We start from the raw sequence: 23,300 nt of genomic DNA, 5'->3' as shown, positions 1-23,300 counted from the left end.
GCGTCGAGGCGGGAGTGCGACGGACCACTCGGGAACAAGCCGCCGTCGCCTGTTCGCTCAGTCACCGAGTACCGACCGGTATCGTGCGCCTGCGTCCGTGTCGGCGTCGATGGCCGCTCGAATCCGGGGGCTCACCCACTCGTCGTCGAGGTAGCGTTCGTAGACGGGGAGGCGCTCGCGCAGGGGCACGCCCGCCTCGTCGGCGATGTCTTCGAGTTCGCGGAGCGCCGGCCACGCGTAGTCGGGGTTGATGTGGTCGTCCGTGACGGGAGAGACGCCACCCAGGTCGTCGATCCCGCAGTCCAGCAGGTCGCGGACGGGCGCGAGGTTCGGGGGCGACTGGACCGATACGTCCTCGGGGAGGACGGCGCGGGCCATCGCCGTCACCCGGCGCATCGTCTCGAGCGAGGGCGAGCCGTCCCGCCACCGCTCGTTGTTGGAGACGGGCTGGACGATGACCTCCTGAACGTGTCCGTGGCGCTCGTGGAGTTCGCGGATGGCGAGCAGGCTTTCCGCGCGGTCGCGCCACGTCTCGCCGATGCCAACCAGAATCCCGGTCGTGAACGGGATACCGAGTTCGCCCGCCGTCTCGATGGTGTTGAGCCGCTGCCCTGGCGACTTCGCGCGCGGCCCGCCGTGCGCCCGTACCTCGGCCGTGGTCTCCAGCATCACGCCCATCGACGCGTTCAGGTCCGCGACGAGCTCCATCTGTTCGTGGGTCTGATCGCCGGGGTTCGAGTGTGGTAGGAGCCCCGCGTCGAGCGCGATGTCGCACACCTCCCGAAGATACGCGTGGATGGAGTCGTGACCCCACTCACTGAGCTGGTCGTGAATCTCCGTGTAGCGGTCGTCGGGGTCGTCGCCGAAGGTGAACAGCGCCTCGGTACAACCGGCATCCGCGCCGCGCTCGACGATCGTTCTGACCTCCTCCGGCGAGAGTAGGCTCGCCTGACCGGGCACGTCGTAGTAGGTGCAGTACGTACAGGTGTATCGGCACGCGGTCGTCAGCGGGACGAACACGTTCCGACAGTAGGAGAGTTCACGCGCGGGCTCGACGTCCGCAGGTTGGACCGATAGCGCACGCTCGACAGCCGCGTCCGTGACCGTCAGGTCGATGCCGTACTCGTCGGCCCCGGGGAACATGCCCGAGAGTTCTCGCGGACGAGCAAAAGCGTGCGGATGTGCGGTGCTCTCCGAGGGAGACCGCGAAAAATGCGACGTGGCGAGGGCACCGATGAGTGGTGGACGCGTCGACCCAGTGACAGTCAGGGTGCCCTCGACCGGCAAATCCGGGTCGACGCGTCGGAGCGCGAACGGGACTCGCGCAGGCAGGGGTACAACGCCCACCGACTAAATGGTTGCCTTCTCCGGGTCAGAATGCCGGTTCATCGCGATACACCGACACGTCCGTCCTGCACCTGGATTTCGATGCTGGCGTCGGCCAGCCAATCGGCTGCCACACCGTCGCTGTGCAACAGCACCTCCGCGAGGTCCGCCCGCTCGTCGACGTCGGTGGCGAACCGAAAGGAGTCGAGTTCGGCGACCGACGCATCGATCTCGTGGGCGATGGCCCGGTGGTCACGGATGGACGCGCCGTGGTAGTCCGTCCGGAAGTCGGGGTGACGGACGACCATCGCGTTCGTCCCGCCGCCGCGCCCCGGCGCGAACACGAGGTCGGCGTCGGGCTCGAACAGCCGGTCGACCGTCTCGGGCTGCAGGAGCGGCAAGTCGGCCATCACAATCGCCACCGGGACGCCTTCGTCGAGCACGGCGTCGACCGCAGCTCCCAGCGGTCGGTCGTCGACTACCGTCGGGGCGTCGAGGTCGACGGGTGAATCGACCAGCAGCTCGGGGCCGTAGTCGGCGAGCGCGTCGAGCACGTCACGACACATCGCGGTCGCGAACGCGCGGCGCTCGTCGGGCGTGAGAAACGGGTCGAGGCGACTGTTCGGGTCGCGTGTTCCGAAGGGGACGACGACGCGCATCTACCGGAGCTTGTCGTAGGTGTCCTGCTGTGAACGGTAGTAGGCGAGCCCACCGATCACGAGCAGCAGCACGACGAGCCCGATGCCTCCGTAGAGGAGCAACTGCGTCGTGTTCTGGCTCGACTGCGCCTGGTTCGCGCGCTGTTCGGCCTGGTTCGCGAGGTCGACGGCGTTCCCGAAGTTGCCCGCGTTGTACGCCGAGATGGCGTTCGCGAGCGTCTGTTCGGCCTGCTGGTTGCCGCCGGCCGCGTCGATAGCTTGCTGTGCCGACTCGATCTCGTCGCGGGCCTCCTTCGACTCCTCGGTGAAGTGGTGGGTCTCGTCAGCCGTTATCTGCTGGTTCGACCCACCCTGCCGGCGGAGCTGGAATCGCGCGAACGTGAACTGCTCGGCCGGGTCGTACGTGAAGTTCTCGACCGTGGGGGCCGTCCCACGAACCCGGACGACGATTTCGGCGGTATCCTGTCCGATGTCGACCGACTCGTTGAACGACGCGCCGTCGTAGGAGGTCTGGTTGATCTGGTTGCCCGCCTGATCGAGCTTCCGGACCGTCCACGTCACGTCGGAGAGCTCGGTCCGGCCGTTGAGTGTCCACGTCTCGAACTCCGAGTAGAGTTCGGTGAACCGGTAGGTGGCGGTGACTTCGCTCCCCTCCGCAGTCTCGTCGGGAACGCCGTCCTTGCTCGTCGAGACGGCGGCGGCCGGCACGACGGCAGCGGTCAACAGCAGAAGCGAGACAACGAGTGCCTTAGAACAGCGGCTCCAACTCATCTTCGTCGTCTTCGACCAACCGGTGTAAATTCTCTTCGCTGTGTTCGCGGATGTCCTCGATGTTCTCCTGGGCCTCGATGGCGACCTGCTGGAGCTCCTTGATGCGCGGGACGTTCGTCACGCCCGACAGCAGGATGACGGAGGCGACGTAGTTCGACTCCGAGACGGGGTAGTCACCCCCGCGCACTTCCATCGACCCGGTCTGCTCCTCGAGCCACTTCCGGCCGCGCTCGATTCCCTTCCGGTTGAGGAACTTCGGCGGGCCGGACATCACGAGCAGCGCACGCTCCGCGCCGTCGATCTCACAGGGGAGCGTCAGCCGCCCGAGCGCGGCCTTCCGGACGAGCGAGGTGATGCGGTTCGTCGTGTTCGCCGCGTCGATGCCGTCGTCCTGATTGCCGCTGCCGGTGAACCGTGAGAGCAGGCCCTTCTCCTGCTTCTCGATCTTCTCGGCGGCGTAGCCTACGGTGGAGACGCCCCCGCCGGCGAGCGTGTTGATGATCTCCGAGGAGTCGACGACCGACTCGCCGACCTCGCCGCCGGGCTTGACTTCGCCGGCACCGAACAGGATGGCGAACCGTTTGACGATCTCGTCGTTGATGTCGGCGTAGCCACCCTCCATCGACTCGCCGGTCTTGCGCCACGCGTCGTTGTCGAACACGAGGAGGTTGTCGACCTCGCGGACGAACGTCTGGAACGAGCGGGCCGCGTTCAGCGTGTAGATACCGCCCTCGTCCTGGCTCGGGAGCACCCCGAGGCCGTAGACGGGTTCGGTGTAGATGCGTTTGAGGTGTTTGGCGAGGACCGGGGCACCACCCGAGCCGGTCCCGCCGCCGAGCCCCGAGATGACGAGGAACGCGTCGACCTCGTGGACGGGGATGTTGTCGATGGCACCCTGGATCTCGTCGATGTCCTCCTCGGCGATCTCAGCACCCAGTTCGTTGTCGGCACCCACGCCGTGGCCCTTCACTCGCGCCTGCCCGATGAGGACGCGGTTGTCCATCGGGACACGCTTCAGGCCGTGCAGGTCGGCCTTCGCGCTGTTGACAGCCACGGCAGCGCGGACGATCTCACTACCCGTTCGCTCGTCGTACTCGAGGAACTTGTCGAGGATCTTGCCGCCGGCCTGCCCGAAGCCGATCATTGCAAGCTTCATCTATCGGTCACTATCCCCCAAAGGTGGCCCCGTACACGATAAGCTTTCGGCTACTACGGGGTTCGATTCACGCGTCTCGACTCCGCTGAACGCCGTACGCGGGCGGGAGAGACGTACGCACGGCCGGTCACGTACCCCTCAGCGCCCGTCCAGCTCGGACTCGTCGACGCCGAGGTAGTCGGCGAACGTCGTCAGCTCCTCGGGGTCGACGCCGAACGCGTCGATGTCGTTGTGCTGGACTACGAGGTCCTTGCGGAGTGACTTCGCCTGATCCGGACCGAGCGGCCCGCCGACGGCCCCGAGCACCGACAGCCCGATGTCGGCGAGCGCCATCGGCACCGGAATCACGCTCACCGGCTTGTGCTCGGCGGCGTAGATGAGTTCGACGACCTCCGAGAACTTCTGCACCTCGGGGCCCCCGACCTCGTATATCTGCCCGACGTGGGGGTTCTCCCCGGGTTCGGCGGGTGCGGGTTCCTCCGTGTCGTCGCTCTCGTCGTCGGCGTCTGCATCCGCTTCTTCGTCCGTTTCTTCGTCCGCTTCGGCGTCTTCCTCGGCCTCGAGCTCCTCGTCCACTTTTTCGTCCACCTCCTCTTCGGCGTCTTCGCCGAGGGCTGCTCCCGTCTTCCCTTCGAGCGCGCCGGCCATCAGCCGAGCACAGTCGTCGACCCACATCAGCTGGAACCGCTGTTTGCCGCCGCCGGGCAGCGGCGTGAGGTAGGGCGTCGCGACGGTCTTCACGAACGACCGAATCTCGTCGCCGTCGCCGAACAGCACGGTCGGCCGGAAGATGATCCAGTCGAGTCCCGAGTCTGTCACCACGTCCTCGGCTTCCCCCTTCGACTTCAGGTACGCCGTCTCGGCGTCCGGCGACGCGTGGACGCCGCTCATCTGGAGGAACGTTCCGACGCCGTGTTCTTTCGCGGCTTTCACGGCGTTCTCGGTGCCGCCGAGGTGGACCTCGAAGTGTCGCTGGTTGCCCCCTTTCGGCTGGAACAGCGGGGAGAGCGCGACGAGCTGGACGACGGCGTCCTGGCCTTCGAAGTGGGGCTCGATGCTGTCGTAGTCGGTGACGTCACCGCGGACGGTCTCGACCTCGCCCTCGAAGGTCCCCTCGTGGGGGTTCCGGGCGAGGGCGGTAACCTCGTGGCCCCGCGCCGCCAGTTCTTCGCAGAGGGCCGTGCCAACGAACCCGGTACCGCCGGTGACGAGCACTTTCATACCCGGTTCTTCTCGCCGAACTGACGTAAAGGTAGTGTGCTCGTGGGTAGCAGTCGCGGCGTTTACGTGGCGACACCCCGACGTGCGGGTATGCTCGTCACGCTGGAAGGTATCGACGGCTCGGGGAAGACGACGGTGTGGGAGGCGCTCCACGACGCCTTTCCGGAGGCTGTCTTCACCCACGAGCCGACGGATTCGTGGTACGGCGACGCCGTCAATCGTTCGATCGACGCGGACGACTCGGACCCCATCGCGGAGCTGTTCCTGTTCACGGCGGACCACGCCGACCACCTCTCGCGGGTCGTCGAGCCTGCGCTCGACGACGACGAACTCGTCATCTCCGACCGCTACTCCGACTCGCGGTACGCGTACCAGGGCGCCTCGCTCGAGGGCCACATCAAGCGCCCGATGGAGTACATTCGGGGGATCCACCAGCCCTTCACCCGGCCGCCGGACGCGACGCTCTACTTCGACGTGGACCCCCAGACCGGCGCGGAGCGTGCCGGGGCGACGAACAAGATGGAGCACGCGGGCTTCCTCGCCGCGGTGCAGTCGAACTACGAGCAGCTCATCGAGTACGAACCCGAGCGGTTCGTCCGCATCGACGCTACGGAGTCACCGGAGCACGTCATCGACGCGGCCGAGCGGGCCATCGAGCGCCTGCTCGATTAGCTCCCGTAGTTGTCGGGCAGTTCGACCTCGTCGGGCGCCGGCTGCCAGAAGTAGTCGAACGCCATCCCGAGTGCCATCGGTAGGACGATGGTGACACCGACGACGGTCGCCGGGCTCCCGAGGTTCGGGCCGAGACCGGCCCCCCCGAGAATCAGCACCACGACCAGCAGGACGACCGGGATGAGGAGGATGCTGTAGAGCACCGCCCCCCACTGGGTGTTGAGTCGGACGCGGAAGATGCGGGTCAGGAGCGCCGCGGCCGCCGCGTTTATCCCCAGGATGACGAGGAGGCCGACGAGTTCTACGACCGAGACCATACCCCCTCTACGGAGGGGGGAAGTAAGGGGGCTTCGGGTGCGTGGCCGAGCGGAGTCCGCGTGAACGAGGGCCGTGCCGGAGCTCGCTCCGGCTGAGCGGGGCCACGGGATTGCGAACGGGGAGCGATAGCGACCCGTGAGTCCACGTGACCACCGGTCGCGCGTCCACACCGAGCAGTCGTCTGTGACGACTACTGAACTGACCAGAGGGTGGGACTGAAAGGGGCCGGGTGGTCGGTGTCAGGAGGCGAAGAAAGCACCGCAGGTGTCGGCACGGAGTGCCGATCCGAGGAGCGCAGCGAGCCGAGTAACTGAGCACCCGAGGGCTTTCGAAGTAGTGTCAGGTGCGGTTTCACCACCGTCACCCGCGGCCCCACGGAACTCGACTGGTCGACCGACACCTAGCCGCGAAGTGCAAACGCTTTCCGTCGGTACCCCACAGCCACACCCATGAAGGACGACACGCTCGTCGAGTGGCGCGAGTGGGGCGCCGCGCCGTTCGAGGAGGCTGCCCGGGCATCGAAGCCGCTCCTGCTGGCGCTGTCGGCGTCGTGGTGTACCGCCTGTGACGAGATGGACCGCGGGGCGTACGCCGACCCGAAACTGGCGGCACATCTCAAAGACGGGTTCGTCCCCGTGCGCGTCGACGTGGACGAACAGCCCCGCGTCCGTGAACGATACAACATGGGCGGGTTCCCGTCGACGGTGTTCGCGACGCCCGACGGGAAACTCCTCACGGGGGCCGGCTTCATGTCGAGCGACGGCCTGCGACAGGCGCTCGACACCGTCCGGCGGACGTGGGACGGCAAGGGGGCGGAGGCGGGCCGCGTCCCCCGAGCGCTCCAGGACCCCGACCCGCCGCAGGGACCCGTCACCGCCGACATCGAGGCGCACTTCGTCGAACAGGTCGCGGCGGCGTTCGACGAGGAGTTCGGCGGCTGGGGTGACGGCGCGAAGTTCCCCCTCCCGAACACCATCGAGTTCGCGGCGAAGCGGGACCGCGACCGTGCGCGTCGCACCCTGGAGGCCGTCCAGACGCACCTCTACGACACGTACGGCGGCGGGTTCTACCGGTACGCGACGAACCGGAACTGGGGTGGCGAACTCCACCGCGAGAAACTGCTCGACGAGAACGCCGCACTCGTCGGCGCGTTCGCCACCGGCTACCTCTACACGGGCGAGGAGAGCTATCGCGAGACCGCCGCGGGCACCATCGACTACCTGACGACCGATCTCTGGACGGGCGACGCCTTCGCCGGGTCGCAGGCCGGCGGCGACTACTTCACGCTGGAGCCGAGCGACCGCGAGGCCGCCGACGCCCCCCGAATCGACGAGACGGTCTACGCCGACCGGAACGGGCTCGCCGCCGCGGCGCTGTTCCGCTTCGGCGCGTACACCGACGACGGCGACGCCACGCGGTACGCCGAGCGCGCACTGGAGCACGTCCTCGATACGCTCGTCGACGACGGCGTGGTCGCCCACTACGCGGGCGATGACAGCGAGACGGGACTCCTGCTCGACCACGCCCGCGTACTGGCCGGACTCACCGCCGGGGCGCAGGCGACGGGCGACTATCTGGAGGCGGCTCGCGCCGTCGCGGACCGGGCGCTCGATCTGCAGGCCGACGACGGCGCGTTCCTCGATGGGCCCGCCGAGGGTCCCGGAATGCTCGACCGGCCGCTTCGGCCACTGGACACGAACGTCGAACTCGCCGACGCCCTGCTGGACCTCGCGGCGCTCACCGGCGATACGACCTACAGAGCGGCCGCGGGTGAGGCGCTCGAAGCGTTCGCCGGGGCGTACGACCGGATGGGCGCGCAGGTCACGGGCTACGGTGCGGCGTGTGCCCGGTACGTCTACGACCCACTGGTCATCGAGACGCCTCCCCCGAACACGGACCTCCACCGCGCGGCGTGGCGGGTCGCGGACCACGAGAAGGTCGTTGTGCCGGGTGACCGCGACGACGCCGTCGTCGTCCGGGGCGGCGAGCGGTCGGCGCCCGCGGCGACCCCCGACGAACTGATGGACCGGGCGGCCGACGGCGGTCCCTCGACGCGCGCCGACGAGTAAACTCCGACTGCACGTAAACTTCCGGTGTGTTTATCACGCCGCGTGCGAACGTGTCGGTAATGGCGAATCTGCGTGACCTCGGCCTGTCCGAGTACGAGGCGCGAGCATACCGCTCGCTGTTGCAAACCGGTCCGACAACCGCCAAAGAGTTGTCACGGGTCAGCGACGTGCCGATGGGCCGCATCTACGACGTGCTCAACTCCATCGAGCAGTTCAACCTCGTCCGCTCGCAGTCGGCCTCGCGACCGAAGAAGTACGTGGCCGTCGATCCTTCGACGGCGCTCGAACGGCTCCTCGAAGACAAGAAGCGCGAACTCGAGGAGAAGGTCCAGCAGTACGAGGACATCGTCGACGACCTGCAGGGGGAACTCGAGACGGCCGAACCCGTCGAGGAGACGTTCTGGACCGCGTCTGTCGGGCCGGAGGAGACCATCGACCTGCTCGTCGAGCGGCTCGCGGCCGCCGACTCGACCATCGTCATGGTGCTGTCGACGTACACCGAGCAGTTCTTCGACATCGACAAGGTCGGGACGCTCATCCTCGACCAGCTCGACGCGGCGCTCGACCGCGGCGTCGAGGTGAAGCTGCTGATGCGCCCCGACCTCGTCCCCGTGCTCCCCGAGAGCCTCGGCGAGCGCTACACCGAGTCGCTCGCCGAACACGAGAACTTCGAGGTCCGGGTCAGTGAGAACGTCTCGGGCACGTTCAACCTCATCGACCGCAACGAGACGGTCATCGAGGTGCCGCACCCGCTGAAGAGCGAGACGGCGTTCGCGCTCATCGACCTCAAGGACCACGAGTTCGCCCAGTCGGTCCGGGAGGAGTTCGAACCGCGGTGGGAGAGCGCCGACGAACTCACACTGTAACGGTTTCCGGTTTCTCACAGCACCGACGCGCCGGCACGAAGACAGGTCGACGAACGGTTATCTCCTCGGCGAGCGTACATGTGTTCCGAATATTCATGGCAACCACCACCACTCCTATAGTCGGCCGACCATCGCCCGCCCAGTGGCGTGACCTCGACATCGTCGGGAAGGTCCGCCGGGCTGCGTTCTACGTCGTCGCGGTCGGGGCGCTCGGGCTCGCTGTGTTCATGCTAGGCGGCGAACTCCTGCTCGGCATCACGGGCTGGGTCGAGAACCTCGGCATCCACCAGATCCACGACCTGACCATCTTCGGGCTGCTGTGGCTCGCGCTCGTCGTCCCCCTCGCGCTCCTGCTCTACCGTCCGGCCCGACGGGTCAACACGATACTCGCCCCGATTCTGTTCCTCGTCCCCGTCGCCATCTTCGCCGCGTTGGCGAACTCCCCCATCCTGATGCTCCCGCTCATCTTCGGCGTGCTCGGGCTCGTCGCGCTGGTGTTACACCCGGCGGGCCGCGACCTGCTGCGGTTCGACCGCACCGAGTCGCCGTCGCGCATCCTCGTCGGCCTGCTCGTCGTCGCCGCCGTGCCGCTCCTGCTGTACGCCGGTGACCAATTGGTCCGACAGCTCACGCTCGCAGACGAACACGCCATGTTCGTCCACTACGCCGGCATGGCCATCGCGTCGATGTACGTCCTCGTGATGGGCGTCCTCGCGGTCGTCCGCGAGCGCGACTGGCGGTTCGCCGCGTGGAGCGCTGGCGTCGTCGCCCTCATCCTCGGGGTCTCCTCCATCCTCTTCACGGTCGAGTCCAGCGCCGGCGTGCTGTGGGGCGCGCTCGCGGTGCTCTGGGCCGTCGTGTTCGTCGGCGCCGTCGAGTACACGCGCCGTGCGACCACCGAGAAGGAACGCACCACCCGCACGACCCCGGTCGCTTCGGACTGACCTGGGGCGGTCGGTTTCTTCGGCTATTCATCGTCGCCGTTCAGCTCCGCCTTCAGCTGGCCGAACTCCGCGACGCGCTCGGCGTGGGCGTTGTGCTGATGGATGGACTCGTCGTTCGACTGCTCCATGCGGACGATGGCGTCGTCTGGGAGGTCGAGCCGCTCGACGACGCCTTCCGCGAGCGCCCGAACACAGTCCTCGACGAACTTCGCGTGGGCGTGCGACTGGTAGGTCATGTAGTCCTCGTCGGGCCGCTTCGCGAAGTTGTAGATGCGGGCGGACATCGAGTCGCGCGCGATGTCGATGAGGTCGTGGAGTTCGACATCGGGTGAGCCGTCGGCCTCGACCGTCAGCGTCGCGTGACCGCGCTGGCTGTGGCCGGGCTGTGGCACCTCGTCCAGGAACTCCTCGATGACCTCGCCGTCGACGCCGAGCTGGTCGAGCGTCTCGCGGGCGCGGGCCTCGGACATCCCCTGCGAGCAGGGACAGACCGTCATCCCGACGACGTGACAGCCGATCTCCTCGCTCGTCCCCTCGTCGGTGGCGGTGGCGCTCGCGATGATGTCGGCGACGGCCTGCGTCGGCCGACTGGTCGCGGGCGTCTTCTCGCGAATCATGTATTCGGCCTCCATCTGCACCTCCGCCCGCGAGGTGTAGTCGTGTTTTTCCAGCAAACGCTCGGCGACGTCGCCACAGACGTCCTCGACGCGGAACGCCGGCTCGGAGGTCGCCTCCTCCAGGATCTCGTCGACGACCTCCATGTTCCGGGACATGTCGATGCCCTTCCGCCACTTCGGCAAGTCGACGTACACCTCGAACTCGGCCATCAGCACGATGGGCCGCTTGCCGTCGCGGTCGATCTTCACCAGCTTCTCGACGCCCGTCACCCCGACGCGGTTGAGCCCGACACTCACCTCGGGGCTGCTCGCCTGCACATCCGGGAGTTGCTTACTCATTGGCGTGTAAAAGGGCCGTCACGCGTAAAGTGGTTTCCAACCCGGAGGGTTCCGTGGGTCAGTCCAGCTTGCCGAGCGCCGCGAAGAAATCCAGCGGCGGGCCCGCCACGCGAACCGGGCGCTCGGCGCGCTGGAGACGGATCCGGGTCGGTGGCGTCACCTCGTGTTTCGTCCGGCCGTCGGCGACGACGTACGCCCGTTCGGCCTCCTCGACGCGCACCGTGAGCTCGCGGTCGGGGTCGACGACCAGCGGCGGCATCGGCCCCTCCGCACACATCTCGGTGACGACGAAGCCGTTCACGTCGGGATGGACGAGCGGCCCGCCCTCCGAGAGATTGTAGGCCGTCGACCCGGTGGGCGTGGCGACGATGACGCCGTCCGCGCGGCTGCCCGTGTAGAGTTCGCCGTCGAGTCGGACCTCGATGCCGACGCCCTGGCCGTGGCCGCGCTGCGGGCCGAGCACCGTCACCTCGTTGAGCGCCGCCGGAAGTTCGAACCCGTCGCCGGTGGCCTTCACCTGCGCCATCTCCTGGAACCCGGGGTCGTCCGTCGACCGGAGGCGGGCGACCTCGGCACGGACCGCCCGGATGGCGTCGTCCGGTGGGGTCGCGTTGAGGAAGCCCACCTCGCCGAGGTTCACACCCATGATGGGTGTGTCCCCGACCGCGCGGGCCGTGTAGAGGAACGTCCCGTCGCCGCCGATGGAGACGACGAGGTCACAGCCGACCAGCGCGTCGGCTGCTCGACCCTCGACACCGAGGCTCTCGGCGGTCTCTGCGTCGAGCGACACGCGCGCGTCCAGCGCGCGGCGGATGTCCTCCGCCAACTCTGCGGCGCGGGGGTTCCCCCGCTGGGCGACGATGCCGACGTGCATCGACGGGAGTTCGGTGCCACCCGGAATAAGCGTCACGACGGGCAAGCGTTATCTTCTCCCGGTCTCATTGCCGCGTATGACCGACGCGGTGGAGGTGTCGCCGTGAGCGAAGACCCCGACGACTGGTTCGAGTCGAGTGGGGACGACGCCTTCGAGGGGGACGCGGACGACCCGTTCGAAGGGAGCGGCGACAGTGACCTGTTCGATGACGACTTCGAGTCCGCCTTCCAGGGCGGCGCCGACGTCGGTAGCGCGGAGTTCGACGAGGAGTTCGAGTCGGACATCCCGCGCATCGACCTCGGCATCGAGGGGCTCGACGAGATGGTGCAGGGGGGCGTCCCCGAGCGGTCGCTGATGGTCGTCATGGGGTCTGCCGGTACCGGGAAAACCACCTTCGGCCTCCAGTTCCTCCACCAGGGGCTCGAAACCGGCGAGAGCGCCGTGTTCATCACGCTCGAAGAGACCAAACCGGACATCGTCGCCGCCGGCAACGAGAAGGGCTGGGACTTCCAGTCACACATCGACGACGACCGGCTCGCCATCGTCGACCTCGACCCCGTCGAGATGGCGAACTCGCTGGCCTCCATCCGCAACGACCTCCCCCGGCTCGTCGACGAGTTCGGCGCGGACCGCCTCGTGCTCGACTCCGTCTCCCTCCTGGAGATGATGTACGACAAACAGGCCGAGCGCCGTACCGAGGTGTTCGACTTCACCAAGAGCCTCAAGCGGGCGGGCGTCACCACGATGCTGACGAGCGAGGCCTCCGAGGGGAACCCGTACGCCTCCCGGCACGGCATCATCGAGTACCTCACGGATGCGGTGTTCGTCCTCCAGTACGTCCGCTCGGAGTTCCGCGAGACGCGGCTGGCCGTCGAAATCCAGAAGATCCGGAACGCGAACCACTCGCGGGAGACGAAGCCCTACGAGATTACGAACGAGGGTATCTCGGTGTACCAGCAGGCGAATATCTTCTAGCACCTTTTTGCACCTCGCTCGCTCCGCTCGCTCGGGCAAAAACGTTCATGAAAAAGACACATCGGCCTTCCAGCCGCGCGGCTCCCCTCGGTCGTCGCGCGTTAGTCAGGCCTCGGTCCCGCGCCTCCCTGCGGTCGGCGCGGGGAACCGCCTCGCTTCGCTCGGCGGATGCTCCGTCGTCTCGGGCCGCATAGCGGCGCTCGCCCGACGGGCCGCCACATTCACTCACGAACAGTCTCTCTTCGTCGTCACACAGCACAGACGAGGATTCTCTGCCGACCAGTCGATGACAATGTTCCGGCAATCCGCGCAACACTCAAGAGGGTGTGGCGTGCCAGCCCGGTATGCCTCAACAGCCCGTTGCCGGGCCGCTCGTCGACTGGCGGGGGGTGGTGCTGCTCGTCGTCGGGAGCCTGTTCGTCGGGGGGCTAGCGGCCGTCACCGTCGGCCAGGCGACCGGCGGGCACGCCATGCTCGGCGGCGTCGTCGGGTCGATACTCGCCTTCGTCGCGCTCGTGGTCCTGCTGTTCGGCCGGTGATTACTCCTCGACGCTCTCCAGCCCCGTCCCAGTGATGCGGAATCGCGCCGTCCCGCCAGCAGGCTTCGACCGGTGTTTTTCGAGCGTGGCCCGGCGGTTCCCCCCGCGGAACCGTTCGAGTCGAACGATGGCTGCGACCCAGTGGCTCAGCGTGTTGCCGCCGAGGGGCCGGACGCGCTCGCTCTCGCTGTCGGGGTCCGAGAACACCTGATTCGTGATGACCACGGCCAGATCCTCCTTCCGAGCGAGCGACAGCAGGTGGGTCACCTGCCGCGCGACCTTGCGAAGGGCCTCGCCGCCCGACTCGTTCGTCCGCTCCAGACGGTAGAACCCCGTGGCCGAGTCGAGGACGATGAGGTCGATGCGGCTGGCGAGTTCCGCGGCGTCTCGCACCGCTTCTTCCTGCTCGGCGAAGTCGAGCGCCTCCGAGATGATGACGCGCGAGGCGATGTCCTCGACCGTCTGGTCGTCGGTCGCGTACGCGGCGGCGAGCTGCTCGAACCGGTCGACGGAGAGCCCCTCGGTGTCGATGTAGAGGGCGACGTCACCGCGCGCGGCGACCCCGACGGCGGCGGCGAGCGCGAGGTTCGTCTTCCCGGCGGCCGGGGGGCCGTACACCTGCGTCACCGCGCCGCGCTCGAACCCCCCGTCCAGCAGGTCGTCGACCGCGTCACACCCCGTCTGAATCGGCTCGCTCACACCCGGCTCTACCGCGTCACCGGTGAAAAACTCCCGCTTCCCGTCGCGCTTATACTCGCCGCCGCGAAGGTCGAGACGTGATCGTCGTCGCCACCGATGACTTCGAGCTCTACCACGGCGTCGTGGGTGAACTCCGCGACCGCGGGGTGACGTTCACGACGGTCGAACTCGGCGACGACCTCCCCGACTGTGAGGTGGTTATCACGGGTGAAGACGACGACCTCGACGCCGAGGTGCCGGTCGTACGCGGTGCCCCCGAGGACTCCCGGCACGCGGTCGAGGAGGCGCTCGCCCTCATGCGCGGCGGGTCGGGACAGACCGTCGTCGGCATCGACCCTGGGGAGCGCCCCGGCATCGCCGTCCTCGTCGGCGAGACCGTCGTCGCCGCCTTCCACGTCCCGCTCACGCAGGCCGCCGAGACCGTCCTGGGCGAAATCGAAGGGGCGCCGGACCCCGTGGTCCGCATCGGCGACGGTGCCCGGCTCCAGGGCGCGAAGATCATCGACGACCTCGACGGCGTCCGGGTCGAACTCGTCGACGAGACCGGCACCACCCCGTATCTCGGGACCGGCGCGCGGGGGATGGGCGACGTGCTCGCGGCCGTCAACATCGCCCACCTGGCGGGTGAGCCGGTCGACTCCCGCGACATCGAGCCAACCGCCGGCGAGCTGCAGGTCATCAAGAACCGCTCGCGCGAGCAGAGCGAGGCAAATCGAACGATAAGCGAGGTACTCGCCCGCCGGGTCGCCGCCGGGGAGCTGACCATCGAGGAGGCGCTGGCGGAACACCGCGGCGACGACGAGGAGTAACGGTTAGTTCGCTCCGCCGAGTCGCCCCAGTATGTCGCCCTCCACACTCGCCGGCGCCACCCGCTCGCTGACCGTCGGCAGCCTGTTCGTCGCTGCCGGGCTCGGCCTCGCGGGCGCCGCGTTCGCGTGGCAGTCGCTTCTCGGATCGCTGTTGCTCGTGCCAGCCATCGCCGTCGTCTACTTCGGCTGGGTGTTCCTCGCGAACGGCCTCGCCGACGTGGTCACCGTCGGCGTCGAGCGGGCCGACTAACTCCGGTATTTGCTCTCGGCCCGCCGCAGCACCTCACGGGTCGCGAGTCCCGTCTCCGCGGCGACCGCATCGGCCTCGTCGAACTCCGCGCTCACGTCGTACACACTCCCCTCCGAGTCGCTCGCGACCTTCACCGTCACCTCGTACGTCTCGCCGTCGATCTCCAGTTCGACCGTCTCGAACCGCCGTTCGGCGACCCAGCGATGGCCGGCATTCGACTCGCGGACGCCGAGCGTGCCCGTCTCCTCGGCGAGTCGGCGGGCGACCTGCTGGGCGTCCTCGGGCTTGACGACGACCTTCACGAGGTGGCCGGGTCGCGCCTTCTTCATCGTCGCCGGCAGGACCGTCACGTCGCGTGCCCCCGCCGACTTCAGCGACCGCTGGAGGCCCCCCAGCACCTCGGGGCTGGCGTCGTCGAGATTCGTTTCGAGGACGCGCACGTCGTCGTGCACGAGCTCGCCCTGCGCCTCGCCGACGGTCGCCCGCAGGACGTTCGGTCGGTCGTCGAACTGCTTGGTGCCCGCGCCGTAGCCCGACCCGTCGACGCGCATCGGGGGGAGCGAGTCGACGCCCTCGGCGAACTGCGCGAGGATGGCCGCGCCCGTCGGGGTGAGCAGTTCGGTGTCGACCGGCCCGCCGCGGAGTTCCCAGTCGGCGCTCGCGGCGACGTTGACGACCGCCGGTGCCGGAACCGGGTAGCGGCCGTGGCTCATCTCGACCTCGCCGCCGCCGGCGAACACGGGCGTCGTCACGACGCGGTCGGGGTCGAGGTCGGCGAGCAGGAGACAGCTCCCCACCACGTCCGCGATGGCGTCGTCGGTGCCGACCTCGTGGAAGTGTGTGTCCTCGAGGTCGGTGCCGTGGACGGCGGCTTCGGCCTCTCCGAGGATGCGGAAGACGGCTTCGGCGTCCGCTGCGACTGCCTCCGGCAGGGCCATCTCGTCGACGACGTCGAGGACCTCGCGGTACGTTCGGGCGGTGCCGTGGCCCTCGGCGTGTGTGTGCTCGTGGCTGTGGTCGCCGTGGTCGTGTGTGTGGTCGTGCTCGTCGTGGTCGTGTGTGTGGTCGTGCTCGTCGTGGTCGTGGCTGTGGTCGTGCCCGTTTCCGTCGTCTTCGCCGCCGTCGGACTCGACCAGCAGCACGTCGACGGTCGTCGCGCGGATGCCGTTACGGTCGACCTCCTCGACCCGGAATTCGACGGGGAGGGCAGCCTCGACCGGTTCGAGGACCGAGCGGTCCGCGCCCGCGGCCAGCAGTGCCCCGAGTATCATGTCGCCGGCCGCGCCCGTGCGGCCGTCGAAGGCGAGCGTTCGCATACTCGGAGGCGGGGGGCGACGCTGGTAAACCGTTCGGGGTCGGACGACGGACGAGCGGGTGTGACACGGTGTGTCACTGAAACAGATGTTTTCGCGCTACGGCGTCCTGATGCTCGCTTCACCGCATGGCTGTCGGAGCATAAAGCATATCTCCGCCGCGAACTGAGTGACACGACATACCACGCCCATGAACGAGGTTCAACTTGAGGTGGCGAAGGCGTACCCGAACGACTCGGGTCGCGGCATCGCCCGCCTCGACCCCGACACGTTGCTTCATCTGAAGCTCTCCCCCGGGGACATCATCGAGATCGAAGGTGCCGACACCACGGCCGCGAAGGTGTGGCGCGCCGACCGGCAGGACTGGAACACCGACACCGTCCGCATCGACGGGTTCACCCGGCAGAACGCGGACGTGGGTATCGGTGAACGAGTCACCATCCGCAAGGCAGACGCCACGAAGGCCGAGAAACTCACGCTCGCCCCGCCAGAGGAGGCGTCCGTCCAGTTCGGAAGCGACGCCGCGGGGATGGTGAAACGACAGATCCTGAAACGGCCGGTCGTCCAGCGCGACATCGTCCCCGTGATGTCGAGCACGAACCACCCGTTCATGCGCTCGCCCGGACAGGCCATTCCGCTGATTGCGGTCGACACCGAACCCGAGGGGGTCGTCCTCATCACCGAGGACACCGAGGTCGAACTCCGCGAGGAGCCCATCTCGGGATTCGAGAAGACCGGCGGCGGCATCACGTACGAGGACATCGGCGGCCTCCAGGGGGAGATTCAGCGCGTCCGCGAGATGGTCGAACTGCCGATGAAACACCCGCAGATATTCAAGAAGCTCGGCATCGAGCCACCGCAGGGTGTCCTCCTCCACGGCCCGCCGGGCACGGGCAAGACCCTCCTCGCCAAGGCCGTCGCCAACGAGACGTCGGCGTCGTTCTTCTCCATCGCCGGCCCCGAAATCATCTCGAAGTACTACGGTGAGTCCGAACAGCAACTCCGGGAAATCTTCGAGGACGCAGCCGAGGAGTCACCGGCGATCATCTTCATCGACGAACTCGACTCCATCGCGCCCAAGCGCGAGGACGTGACCGGGGAGGTCGAACGCCGCGTCGTCGCCCAGTTGCTGACGATGATGGACGGCCTCGAATCGCGCGGGCAGGTCATCGTCATCGCCGCGACCAACCGCGTCGACAGCGTCGACCCGGCCCTGCGTCGCCCCGGTCGGTTCGACCGCGAAATCGAAATCGGCGTGCCGGACGAGACCGGCCGCAAGGAGATTCTCCAGATCCACACCCGCGGGATGCCGCTCTCGGACGACGTGAGCCTCGACCACCTCGCGGACGAGACCCACGGTTTCGTCGGCGCGGACATCGAGAGCCTGACGAAGGAGGCCGCGATGAAGGCCCTGCGCCGGTACCTCCCCGAGATCGACCTCGACGAGGAGGACATCCCGCCGAGCCTCATCGACCGGATGATCATCAAGAAGTCCGACTTCCGGGGGGCGCTCAACGAGGTCGACCCGAGCGCGATGCGCGAGGTGCTCGTCGAGTTGCCGAAGATGTCGTGGGACGACGTCGGTGGCCTCGACGACGCGAAGGAGAAGGTCCAGGAGTCCGTCGAGTGGCCGCTCTCCTCGCCTGAAAAGTTCGAGCGGTTCGGCATCGACCCGCCCTCCGGCGTGCTGCTGTACGGCCCGCCGGGCACCGGGAAGACGCTGATGGCGAAAGCTGTCGCCAACGAGACGAACGCCAACTTCATCTCCGTCAGGGGACCGCAGCTCCTGTCGAAGTGGGTCGGCGAGTCGGAGAAGGCCATCCGGCAGACGTTCCGGAAGGCGCGACAGGTGGCCCCGACGGTCATCTTCTTCGACGAGCTCGACTCGCTCGCCCCCGGACGGGGTGGCGACGTGGGCTCGAACGTCTCCGAGCGCGTCGTCAATCAGCTCCTGACCGAGCTGGACGGCCTCGAAGACATGGGCGACGTCATGGTCATCGGCGCGACGAACCGCCCGGACATGATCGACCCCGCGCTCATCCGTAGCGGGCGGTTCGACCGCCTCGTCATGATCGGCGAACCCTCTGTGGAGGGCCGCGAGCAGATCCTCAACATCCACACCGAGGGGATGCCGCTCGCGCCGGACGTGAGCCTCCACGAGATCGCCGAGATCACCGAGGGCTACGTCGGTTCGGACCTCGAATCCATCGCGCGTGAGGCGGCCATCGAGGCCTTGCGCGAGGACGACGACGCCGAGGAGGTCGAGATGCGCCACTTCCGGCAGGCGCTCGAACAGGTCCGGCCCACCATCAACGAGGACATCCGCGACTACTACGAGCAGATGAAAGACCAGTTCAAGGGCGGCTCCTCGGGCATCGAGCAGCGGTCCACGAGCGGGCGTATCGGGTTCCAGTAGGACGCCCGAGGCCCCGTATTCGCGTTTCGGCTCCGTTACAGCGCCAGGATTCTGAGGTAGTAGAGCTGCCAGGCGACCAGCAGCGCCGCCACCGTGACCAGCGCGTAGTGGAGCCGGGCTGGCAGACCCCAGTAGCCGTCGCGCCACGCGAGCGCCGTCACGCCGACGGCCCCGACCGTCCCGACGAGCGCCACGTACGGGAGGAGCGTCCCGACCTGCAGGGCGAGCGAGGGGGAGGCCATCTCCGCGTTGAACTCGATCCAGGCGCGCACGAAGACGACAAGGACGGCCAGCCACAGGAGGCTCACGACACCGAGGAGCCACCTGGCTGCGCGTTCGCGGTCACTGGGGGCGTCGAGCCCGCGCAGGCGTCGATACACGGGACCGCCGCCCCAGACGAGGAGCATCGAGCCGAGCAGCAGCGCCCCGCCCCCGACGGCCCCGTAGAGGACGTCCTGCGACTCGTACCAGGGCACCCGCTCGTACGACGCTGGCGCGAAGTTCCCGAAGAACACGTGCGTCGCCTCGCCGTTCTCGTCGCCCAGGAACACCAGCAGTTCGTCGCCCCCGACCGCCTGATACACGCCGGGACGACGCTCCACCCACGTTCGGGTCTCCTCGCCCAGTCGCGTGGTCGTGAGGTAGCCGTCGTCGGTCGCGTCGACCGTGTAGGTTCGGGTGAGCACGCCGAGCAGCCGCTCCCACGAGCTCTCGGAGATCGTCAACGAGCGGTAGTCACCGGCCAGGGCCGCGGCTCGCTCGGCAGCGCCGACCGGCGGCTCGACGACGGGCGTCTCGGACCGCGGGTAGTAGCGGTCGACGAACGACTGGAGGAGGTCGAACCGTGCGGGCGCGCCCCCAGGGCTGTTGTAGACGACGAACAGGCCGACGTCGCGGTCGGGGAACAGCGCCAGCAGACTCTTGAAGTACGTCGTGTCGCCCCAGTGGCCGACGATGCGCTCGCCGTTGCGGTCCATCTCGATGAAGCCGTAGGCCATCCCGTTCAGTTCGGGTACGTCGGGCGCCTTCGTGACGTGTCGCTGGTGCATCGCACGGACCGTCTCGGGGTCGAGGATGCGCGCCGAGTCGTACGCGCCCTCGTTCAGATACGCGAGCATGAACCGGCCCATGTCGGTCCCCGTCGACTTGAGGGAGCCGCCCTGCGGCGCGATCGCCCAGACGGGCGGCTCCTGTGCCTGGTACGCGCCGTTCTGGGAGGCATAGCCGAGTGCCCGGCGCGACTCGAGATGGGCTGGAAGCGGCTGGGCGTACGTGGTGTCGGCCATCCCGAGCGGCGTGAACACCCGGTCGTCGACGTAGTCGGTGAACGTGGTGTCGTACTGTTCGGCAACGACGTGGCCGGCGAGGCCGGTCCCGTAGTTCGAGTAGGCGACGAACTCGCCCGGTGGACGGACGCGGGCGGGCTGGTTGGCCGCGAGCGTCTCGCTCAGCGGCCGAAGCTCGCTCGGCGTGTCGACGAGCATCCCGGCGAAGGAGTCCTCGAAGCCGGCGGTGTGCGTTCCGAGGTGCGTCAGCGTGACGGGCTCCTCGTAGGTGTCGGGAACCGTCACGGGCGAGTCGGTGAGGTAGGCGTTGACGTCGCGGTCGAGGTCGAGTCGGCCGTCCTCGACGCCCTGCATCACCGCCGTCCACGTCATCAGCTTCCCCGTCGAGCCGATGTGGAACACGGTCTCGTTGGCGACGACCGGGCGGCGAGCGTCGACGTCCGCGTAGCCGTAGCCCTTCGCGAGGACGAACTCGCCGTCGGCGACGAGCACGACCGTCGCCCCTGGGACGTCGTACCGCTCCAGCTGGTCGGCCATCGTCTCGTCGACCCAGGCTTCGACGGTGGCGGCGTCGGTCACGTTCGGTTGCGTCTCGACTGCCGTGGTGTCCGTGAGCGAGACCGCGGCGAGCGCCGGCGAACTCACGAGCGACACCACGACGAGGACGAGGTACAGGTCTCGGTGTCGGAGGTGCATGGGAGTGGGTCGTGCGAGGGCAGTGGTCGTTCGCACCCGACGCCCTCGCGGCGGTCGAGTCGAAGCGGGAGGCGTTCACCGGAGCTGGAAGCCGGCTCCGGGGCGGTCACGCGGTCGCGGTATCACGCACACCGAGGAGGTAGCCACCGGCGGCGACCATCCAGAGCATGACCGGGTAGACGATCATGCGTTCGGCGCCGCCGTGGCCGATGGGGCCGAAGACGGCGGTGTTGCCGCCGTCCCCGACGACCATGACGACGACGAACGCGATGCCGATACCGCCGGCGACGACGGACAGGAGCTTCATCACGCCGGGGAACTCGGTTGCACTCCCGAGCGCCTGCACGTTGAAGAACAGGAACGCGAGCAGCGCGAACAGCGAGTGGGCATCACCCGTGTCGAGCGGGAAGACGCCCGCGCCGAGGGCCCCGATGCCGGCCAGCGCGAACGCGGCGAGCAGCCAGCGCTTCCCGTGGCTGCGGTAGAAGTAGTACCCGGCCACGAGGTTCAGCAGCCCGACGACGACCAGCGACGCGTTGAACAGCCACGCCGTCTCGGGGAAGACCCCGAGGTCGCTGATGGCGGCCGTGTTGAAGTTGTAGTTCGGTGCCATCGCTGCGGCGAGCATGATGACGACCATGAACTGTGCGGACAGCGCGATGAGGAGCACACCGGCGCGCGCTCGACTCGATTCGACCGTCCCCCGGATGACCCCGGTGGGGGTCGTGGTGTCGACGACTTGTTGGGACATGGTTTTCACCCAGTCGTAGAATGGCGGCGAGCCGATATGGGGTCCAACGGTGGGTCCCACCGAGCGGGATACTGTGTCGAGTTCACACGGGGTGCAGTGTCGGTGCTCCGACCGACGGAGCCGAGCGAGCCCTGGCCGCTCGCGGAAAACGGGCGCTAGTAGTTCCGGTCGAGGACCGCCACGTCACACTCCAGTTCCTGGATGCGTTCGAACGTCGGCGGGGAGATGAAGCGCGAGGCCTTCGAGCGCTCGGTGGACGCGCCGATGATGACGAGGTCGAACTGCGGGGCGTTGCGCGCGAGGAACTTCTCGATGGGCTGTCTGGCCACTCGCGTTTCGAGCGAGCCGTGGAACGTCTCGACGAGGTCCGACAGCATCGACTCGGCACGGCGGCGGTCGTCGCGGGGGCCGATGCAGGTGCAGACGGCGACCCGACCGACACCGCCCGACAGCCGGGTTCCGAAGTCGACCATCGTGTGGGCGGCGTCGCTGGCACGCCGGACGGGAACCAGGACGTCCCGCCAGCGGGTCCGGGTCTGTTCGCCGCCGGGACGGTGGACGAGCACGTCGGTGTCGCTGCGGAACAGGTCCCGGACGAACGGCGAGAGCGCGCCGTGGCGCTCCTCGTACGGCGTGACGATGAGGTCGCAGTTCGCCTCGTGGGCGGCGGTCAGCACCGTCTGGGCACGGGTGGCCGACTCGACGGCCACCGCCACCTGACAGGGGACGCCGACCTTCGTCTCGACGCGGCCGGCCATCGCTTCGAGCTCGGTCGCGACCGTCGCCGCGGCGCGCTCCTCGGCCTGCTCGTCGAGCGCTTCGTCGGAGGTGTCGGCCGTCTCGGTGGTGTCCTCGTCGGTCTCGGGGGCGACGGGTCGGGCCGGGTCGGCCGGCCTGGCGTCCTCGGCCATCGTCTCCGCGGCCGGCTCGTCCGCGTGGAGGATGTCGCGGCGGGCGGCCGCGACGTCTTCGTCTTCGACCACGTCGAGGAGCACCACCTTTCCAGCGTCGTGCGCCGCGGCGAGCCGTGCGCCGAGCATCACCGTGGAGCGGGGGTCGTCGCCGCGGATGGGGACGAGGACGTGGTCGTCGCCCTTCGTCGACTGGTAGAGGAACTCCGCGCGGCGCTCGTAGAACCGCTCGCGCCAGACGTAGAACACGCTCGCGACGAGGCTGGCGGCGGCGAACACGCTCGCGACGAACAGCCCGAGCACCTCGACGATGGGGTCGCCGGGCGTGAACGCGGGGGCGATGAGCGCGAGCAGCGCGGTCGAGAACGCCGACGGCTCCTCGACGTCGAACGCCCACGTCACGCCACCGGTGAGGAAGACGGCGAGGGCGGCGGCCACCGGTGAGATGCCCCGTAACGTACCGACGGCCGAAGGGTCGATTGCGCCGGTGAACAGCGCGGCCGCCACCGCGAGCGAGCCACAGACTGCCCCGGCGGTGAGCCCCCCGACGAACCTCAGGGGGGAGGCGTACTGCCCCTCCGGCTCGGAAAAGAGGGTGAACGTCCCCGACGCGAGCGGCGGGAACAGCACGAACGGGAGGAAGCTCTCGGCGTTAGAGATGGCAGTCACGAGCGCGATGAGGAGTGGAACGAGCAGGAGGACGGTGAGATGGACGAGGTTCCGGGTGGTCTCCAGCCACGCACGGAACTCGCGGACCTCACGGCGTTCGAGCCGTCGGAGCCGCAACAACACCGTCCGCACGCGCTCGCGAGGACCGTCCATG

22 protein-coding genes are annotated in these 23,300 nt (G+C 68.2%); 9 read left to right on the top strand and 13 right to left on the bottom strand.

Annotation, left to right across the window (positions count from 1 at the left end):
- Nucleotides 1-57 precede the first annotated feature (57 nt).
- From cofG to NL126_RS02265, 5 genes are all read right to left on the bottom strand, one after another.
- The gene (gene cofG, locus NL126_RS02285) at nt 58-1,143 is read right to left on the bottom strand and encodes a 7,8-didemethyl-8-hydroxy-5-deazariboflavin synthase subunit CofG (RefSeq protein WP_255197285.1); all 1,086 of its coding nucleotides are present in this window, start codon (nt 1,141-1,143) and stop codon (nt 58-60) included.
- A 242-nt stretch (nt 1,144-1,385) separates the two neighbouring features.
- Nucleotides 1,386-1,985, bottom strand: a complete 600-nt coding sequence (cofC, locus tag NL126_RS02280) for a 2-phospho-L-lactate guanylyltransferase (RefSeq protein WP_255197284.1) — start codon at nt 1,983-1,985, stop codon at nt 1,386-1,388.
- Nucleotides 1,986-2,756 (bottom strand): DUF4398 domain-containing protein, encoded by a 771-nt coding sequence (locus NL126_RS02275; protein WP_255197283.1) that lies wholly within the window; start codon nt 2,754-2,756, stop codon nt 1,986-1,988. It abuts the gene before it with no gap.
- Entirely contained in the window at nt 2,734-3,912 is a 1,179-nt protein-coding gene (locus NL126_RS02270) for a tubulin/FtsZ family protein (RefSeq protein ID WP_255197282.1), read from the bottom strand. The genes NL126_RS02275 and NL126_RS02270 overlap by 23 nt, the downstream gene beginning before the upstream one ends.
- A gap of 138 nt (nt 3,913-4,050) precedes the next feature.
- Complete coding sequence (locus tag NL126_RS02265) at nt 4,051-5,133, bottom strand: NAD(P)H-binding protein (protein WP_255197281.1); 1,083 nt, start codon at nt 5,131-5,133, stop codon at nt 4,051-4,053.
- Between the two features lie 90 nt (nt 5,134-5,223).
- On the opposite strand from NL126_RS02265, the gene tmk reads away from it, so the two are divergent.
- Nucleotides 5,224-5,805: a dTMP kinase gene (gene tmk / locus NL126_RS02260; protein WP_255197280.1), complete on the top strand. Its 582-nt coding sequence runs from the start codon at nt 5,224-5,226 to the stop codon at nt 5,803-5,805.
- Here the strand turns inward: tmk and NL126_RS02255 are convergent.
- Complete coding sequence (locus NL126_RS02255; RefSeq protein WP_255197279.1) at nt 5,802-6,122, bottom strand: DUF7991 family protein; 321 nt, start codon at nt 6,120-6,122, stop codon at nt 5,802-5,804. The two genes, tmk and NL126_RS02255, sit on opposite strands and share 4 nt — an antisense overlap.
- 450 nt (nt 6,123-6,572) lie before the next feature.
- Here NL126_RS02255 and NL126_RS02250 point away from each other — a divergent pair, with 450 nt between their 5' ends.
- From NL126_RS02250 to NL126_RS02240, 3 genes are all read left to right on the top strand, one after another.
- Nucleotides 6,573-8,192 (top strand): DUF255 domain-containing protein, encoded by a 1,620-nt coding sequence (locus NL126_RS02250; protein WP_255197278.1) that lies wholly within the window; start codon nt 6,573-6,575, stop codon nt 8,190-8,192.
- Nucleotides 8,193-8,251: 59 nt separating this feature from the next.
- A complete protein-coding gene (locus tag NL126_RS02245) occupies nt 8,252-9,058 on the top strand; it encodes a TrmB family transcriptional regulator (RefSeq protein WP_255197277.1) in 807 nt (268 codons plus the stop codon).
- Between the two features lie 95 nt (nt 9,059-9,153).
- Entirely contained in the window at nt 9,154-10,002 is an 849-nt protein-coding gene (locus tag NL126_RS02240; protein WP_255197276.1) for a hypothetical protein, read from the top strand.
- Nucleotides 10,003-10,025: 23 nt separating this feature from the next.
- On the opposite strand, the gene mptA is transcribed toward NL126_RS02240, so the two are convergent.
- Together mptA and NL126_RS02230 are read right to left on the bottom strand one after the other, a co-directional pair.
- Nucleotides 10,026-10,958, bottom strand: coding sequence for a GTP cyclohydrolase MptA (mptA, locus tag NL126_RS02235; protein ID WP_255197275.1), 933 nt, complete (start codon nt 10,956-10,958; stop codon nt 10,026-10,028).
- A gap of 58 nt (nt 10,959-11,016) precedes the next feature.
- Nucleotides 11,017-11,832: an NAD(+)/NADH kinase gene (locus NL126_RS02230; RefSeq protein WP_255197274.1), complete on the bottom strand. Its 816-nt coding sequence runs from the start codon at nt 11,830-11,832 to the stop codon at nt 11,017-11,019.
- Here NL126_RS02230 and NL126_RS02225 point away from each other — a divergent pair.
- Together NL126_RS02225 and NL126_RS02220 are read left to right on the top strand one after the other, a co-directional pair.
- Nucleotides 11,809-12,807, top strand: a complete 999-nt coding sequence (locus tag NL126_RS02225) for a KaiC domain-containing protein (RefSeq protein ID WP_350355519.1) — start codon at nt 11,809-11,811, stop codon at nt 12,805-12,807. The two genes, NL126_RS02230 and NL126_RS02225, sit on opposite strands and share 24 nt — an antisense overlap.
- 344 nt (nt 12,808-13,151) lie before the next feature.
- Nucleotides 13,152-13,346, top strand: coding sequence for a DUF8144 family membrane protein (locus tag NL126_RS02220; protein ID WP_255197273.1), 195 nt, complete (start codon nt 13,152-13,154; stop codon nt 13,344-13,346).
- Here NL126_RS02220 and radB read toward each other — a convergent pair whose 3' ends face one another.
- Nucleotides 13,347-14,045 carry a DNA repair and recombination protein RadB gene (gene radB / locus NL126_RS02215; protein ID WP_255197272.1) on the bottom strand — a complete coding sequence of 233 codons (699 nt, stop codon included), beginning with the start codon at nt 14,043-14,045 and terminating at the stop codon, nt 13,347-13,349.
- Nucleotides 14,046-14,122: 77 nt separating this feature from the next.
- Between radB and NL126_RS02210 the strand changes: the two genes are divergently transcribed.
- Entirely contained in the window at nt 14,123-14,854 is a 732-nt protein-coding gene (locus tag NL126_RS02210) for a hypothetical protein (RefSeq protein ID WP_255197271.1), read from the top strand.
- A 31-nt stretch (nt 14,855-14,885) separates the two neighbouring features.
- Complete coding sequence (locus NL126_RS02205) at nt 14,886-15,104, top strand: hypothetical protein (RefSeq protein ID WP_255197270.1); 219 nt, start codon at nt 14,886-14,888, stop codon at nt 15,102-15,104.
- Here the strand turns inward: NL126_RS02205 and larC are convergent.
- Nucleotides 15,101-16,420 carry a nickel pincer cofactor biosynthesis protein LarC gene (gene larC, locus NL126_RS02200; RefSeq protein WP_255197269.1) on the bottom strand — a complete coding sequence of 440 codons (1,320 nt, stop codon included), beginning with the start codon at nt 16,418-16,420 and terminating at the stop codon, nt 15,101-15,103. The genes NL126_RS02205 and larC overlap by 4 nt on opposite strands.
- 187 nt (nt 16,421-16,607) lie before the next feature.
- Here larC and NL126_RS02195 point away from each other — a divergent pair, with 187 nt between their 5' ends.
- Nucleotides 16,608-18,833: a CDC48 family AAA ATPase gene (locus NL126_RS02195; protein WP_255197268.1), complete on the top strand. Its 2,226-nt coding sequence runs from the start codon at nt 16,608-16,610 to the stop codon at nt 18,831-18,833.
- Nucleotides 18,834-18,868: 35 nt separating this feature from the next.
- Here NL126_RS02195 and NL126_RS02190 read toward each other — a convergent pair whose 3' ends face one another.
- The 3 genes from NL126_RS02190 to NL126_RS02180 form a co-directional block, all read right to left on the bottom strand.
- On the bottom strand, nt 18,869-20,815 hold the full coding sequence (locus NL126_RS02190; protein WP_255197267.1) for a serine hydrolase domain-containing protein: 1,947 nt from the start codon (nt 20,813-20,815) through the stop codon (nt 18,869-18,871).
- 106 nt (nt 20,816-20,921) lie between these two features.
- Nucleotides 20,922-21,566: a DUF998 domain-containing protein gene (locus tag NL126_RS02185; protein WP_255197266.1), complete on the bottom strand. Its 645-nt coding sequence runs from the start codon at nt 21,564-21,566 to the stop codon at nt 20,922-20,924.
- Nucleotides 21,567-21,721: 155 nt separating this feature from the next.
- Nucleotides 21,722-23,299, bottom strand: a complete 1,578-nt coding sequence (locus NL126_RS02180; protein WP_255197265.1) for an HPP family protein — start codon at nt 23,297-23,299, stop codon at nt 21,722-21,724.
- Between the last annotated feature and the right edge of the window lies 1 nt (nt 23,300).

The sequence above is a fragment of the Halorarius litoreus genome, from assembly GCF_024362405.1.
In the GTDB taxonomy this organism is placed as follows: domain Archaea; phylum Halobacteriota; class Halobacteria; order Halobacteriales; family Haloarculaceae; genus Halorarius; species Halorarius litoreus.
The sequence above is the reverse complement of the archived record's forward strand: the minus strand, read 5'-3'. Positions and strand labels throughout refer to the sequence as shown.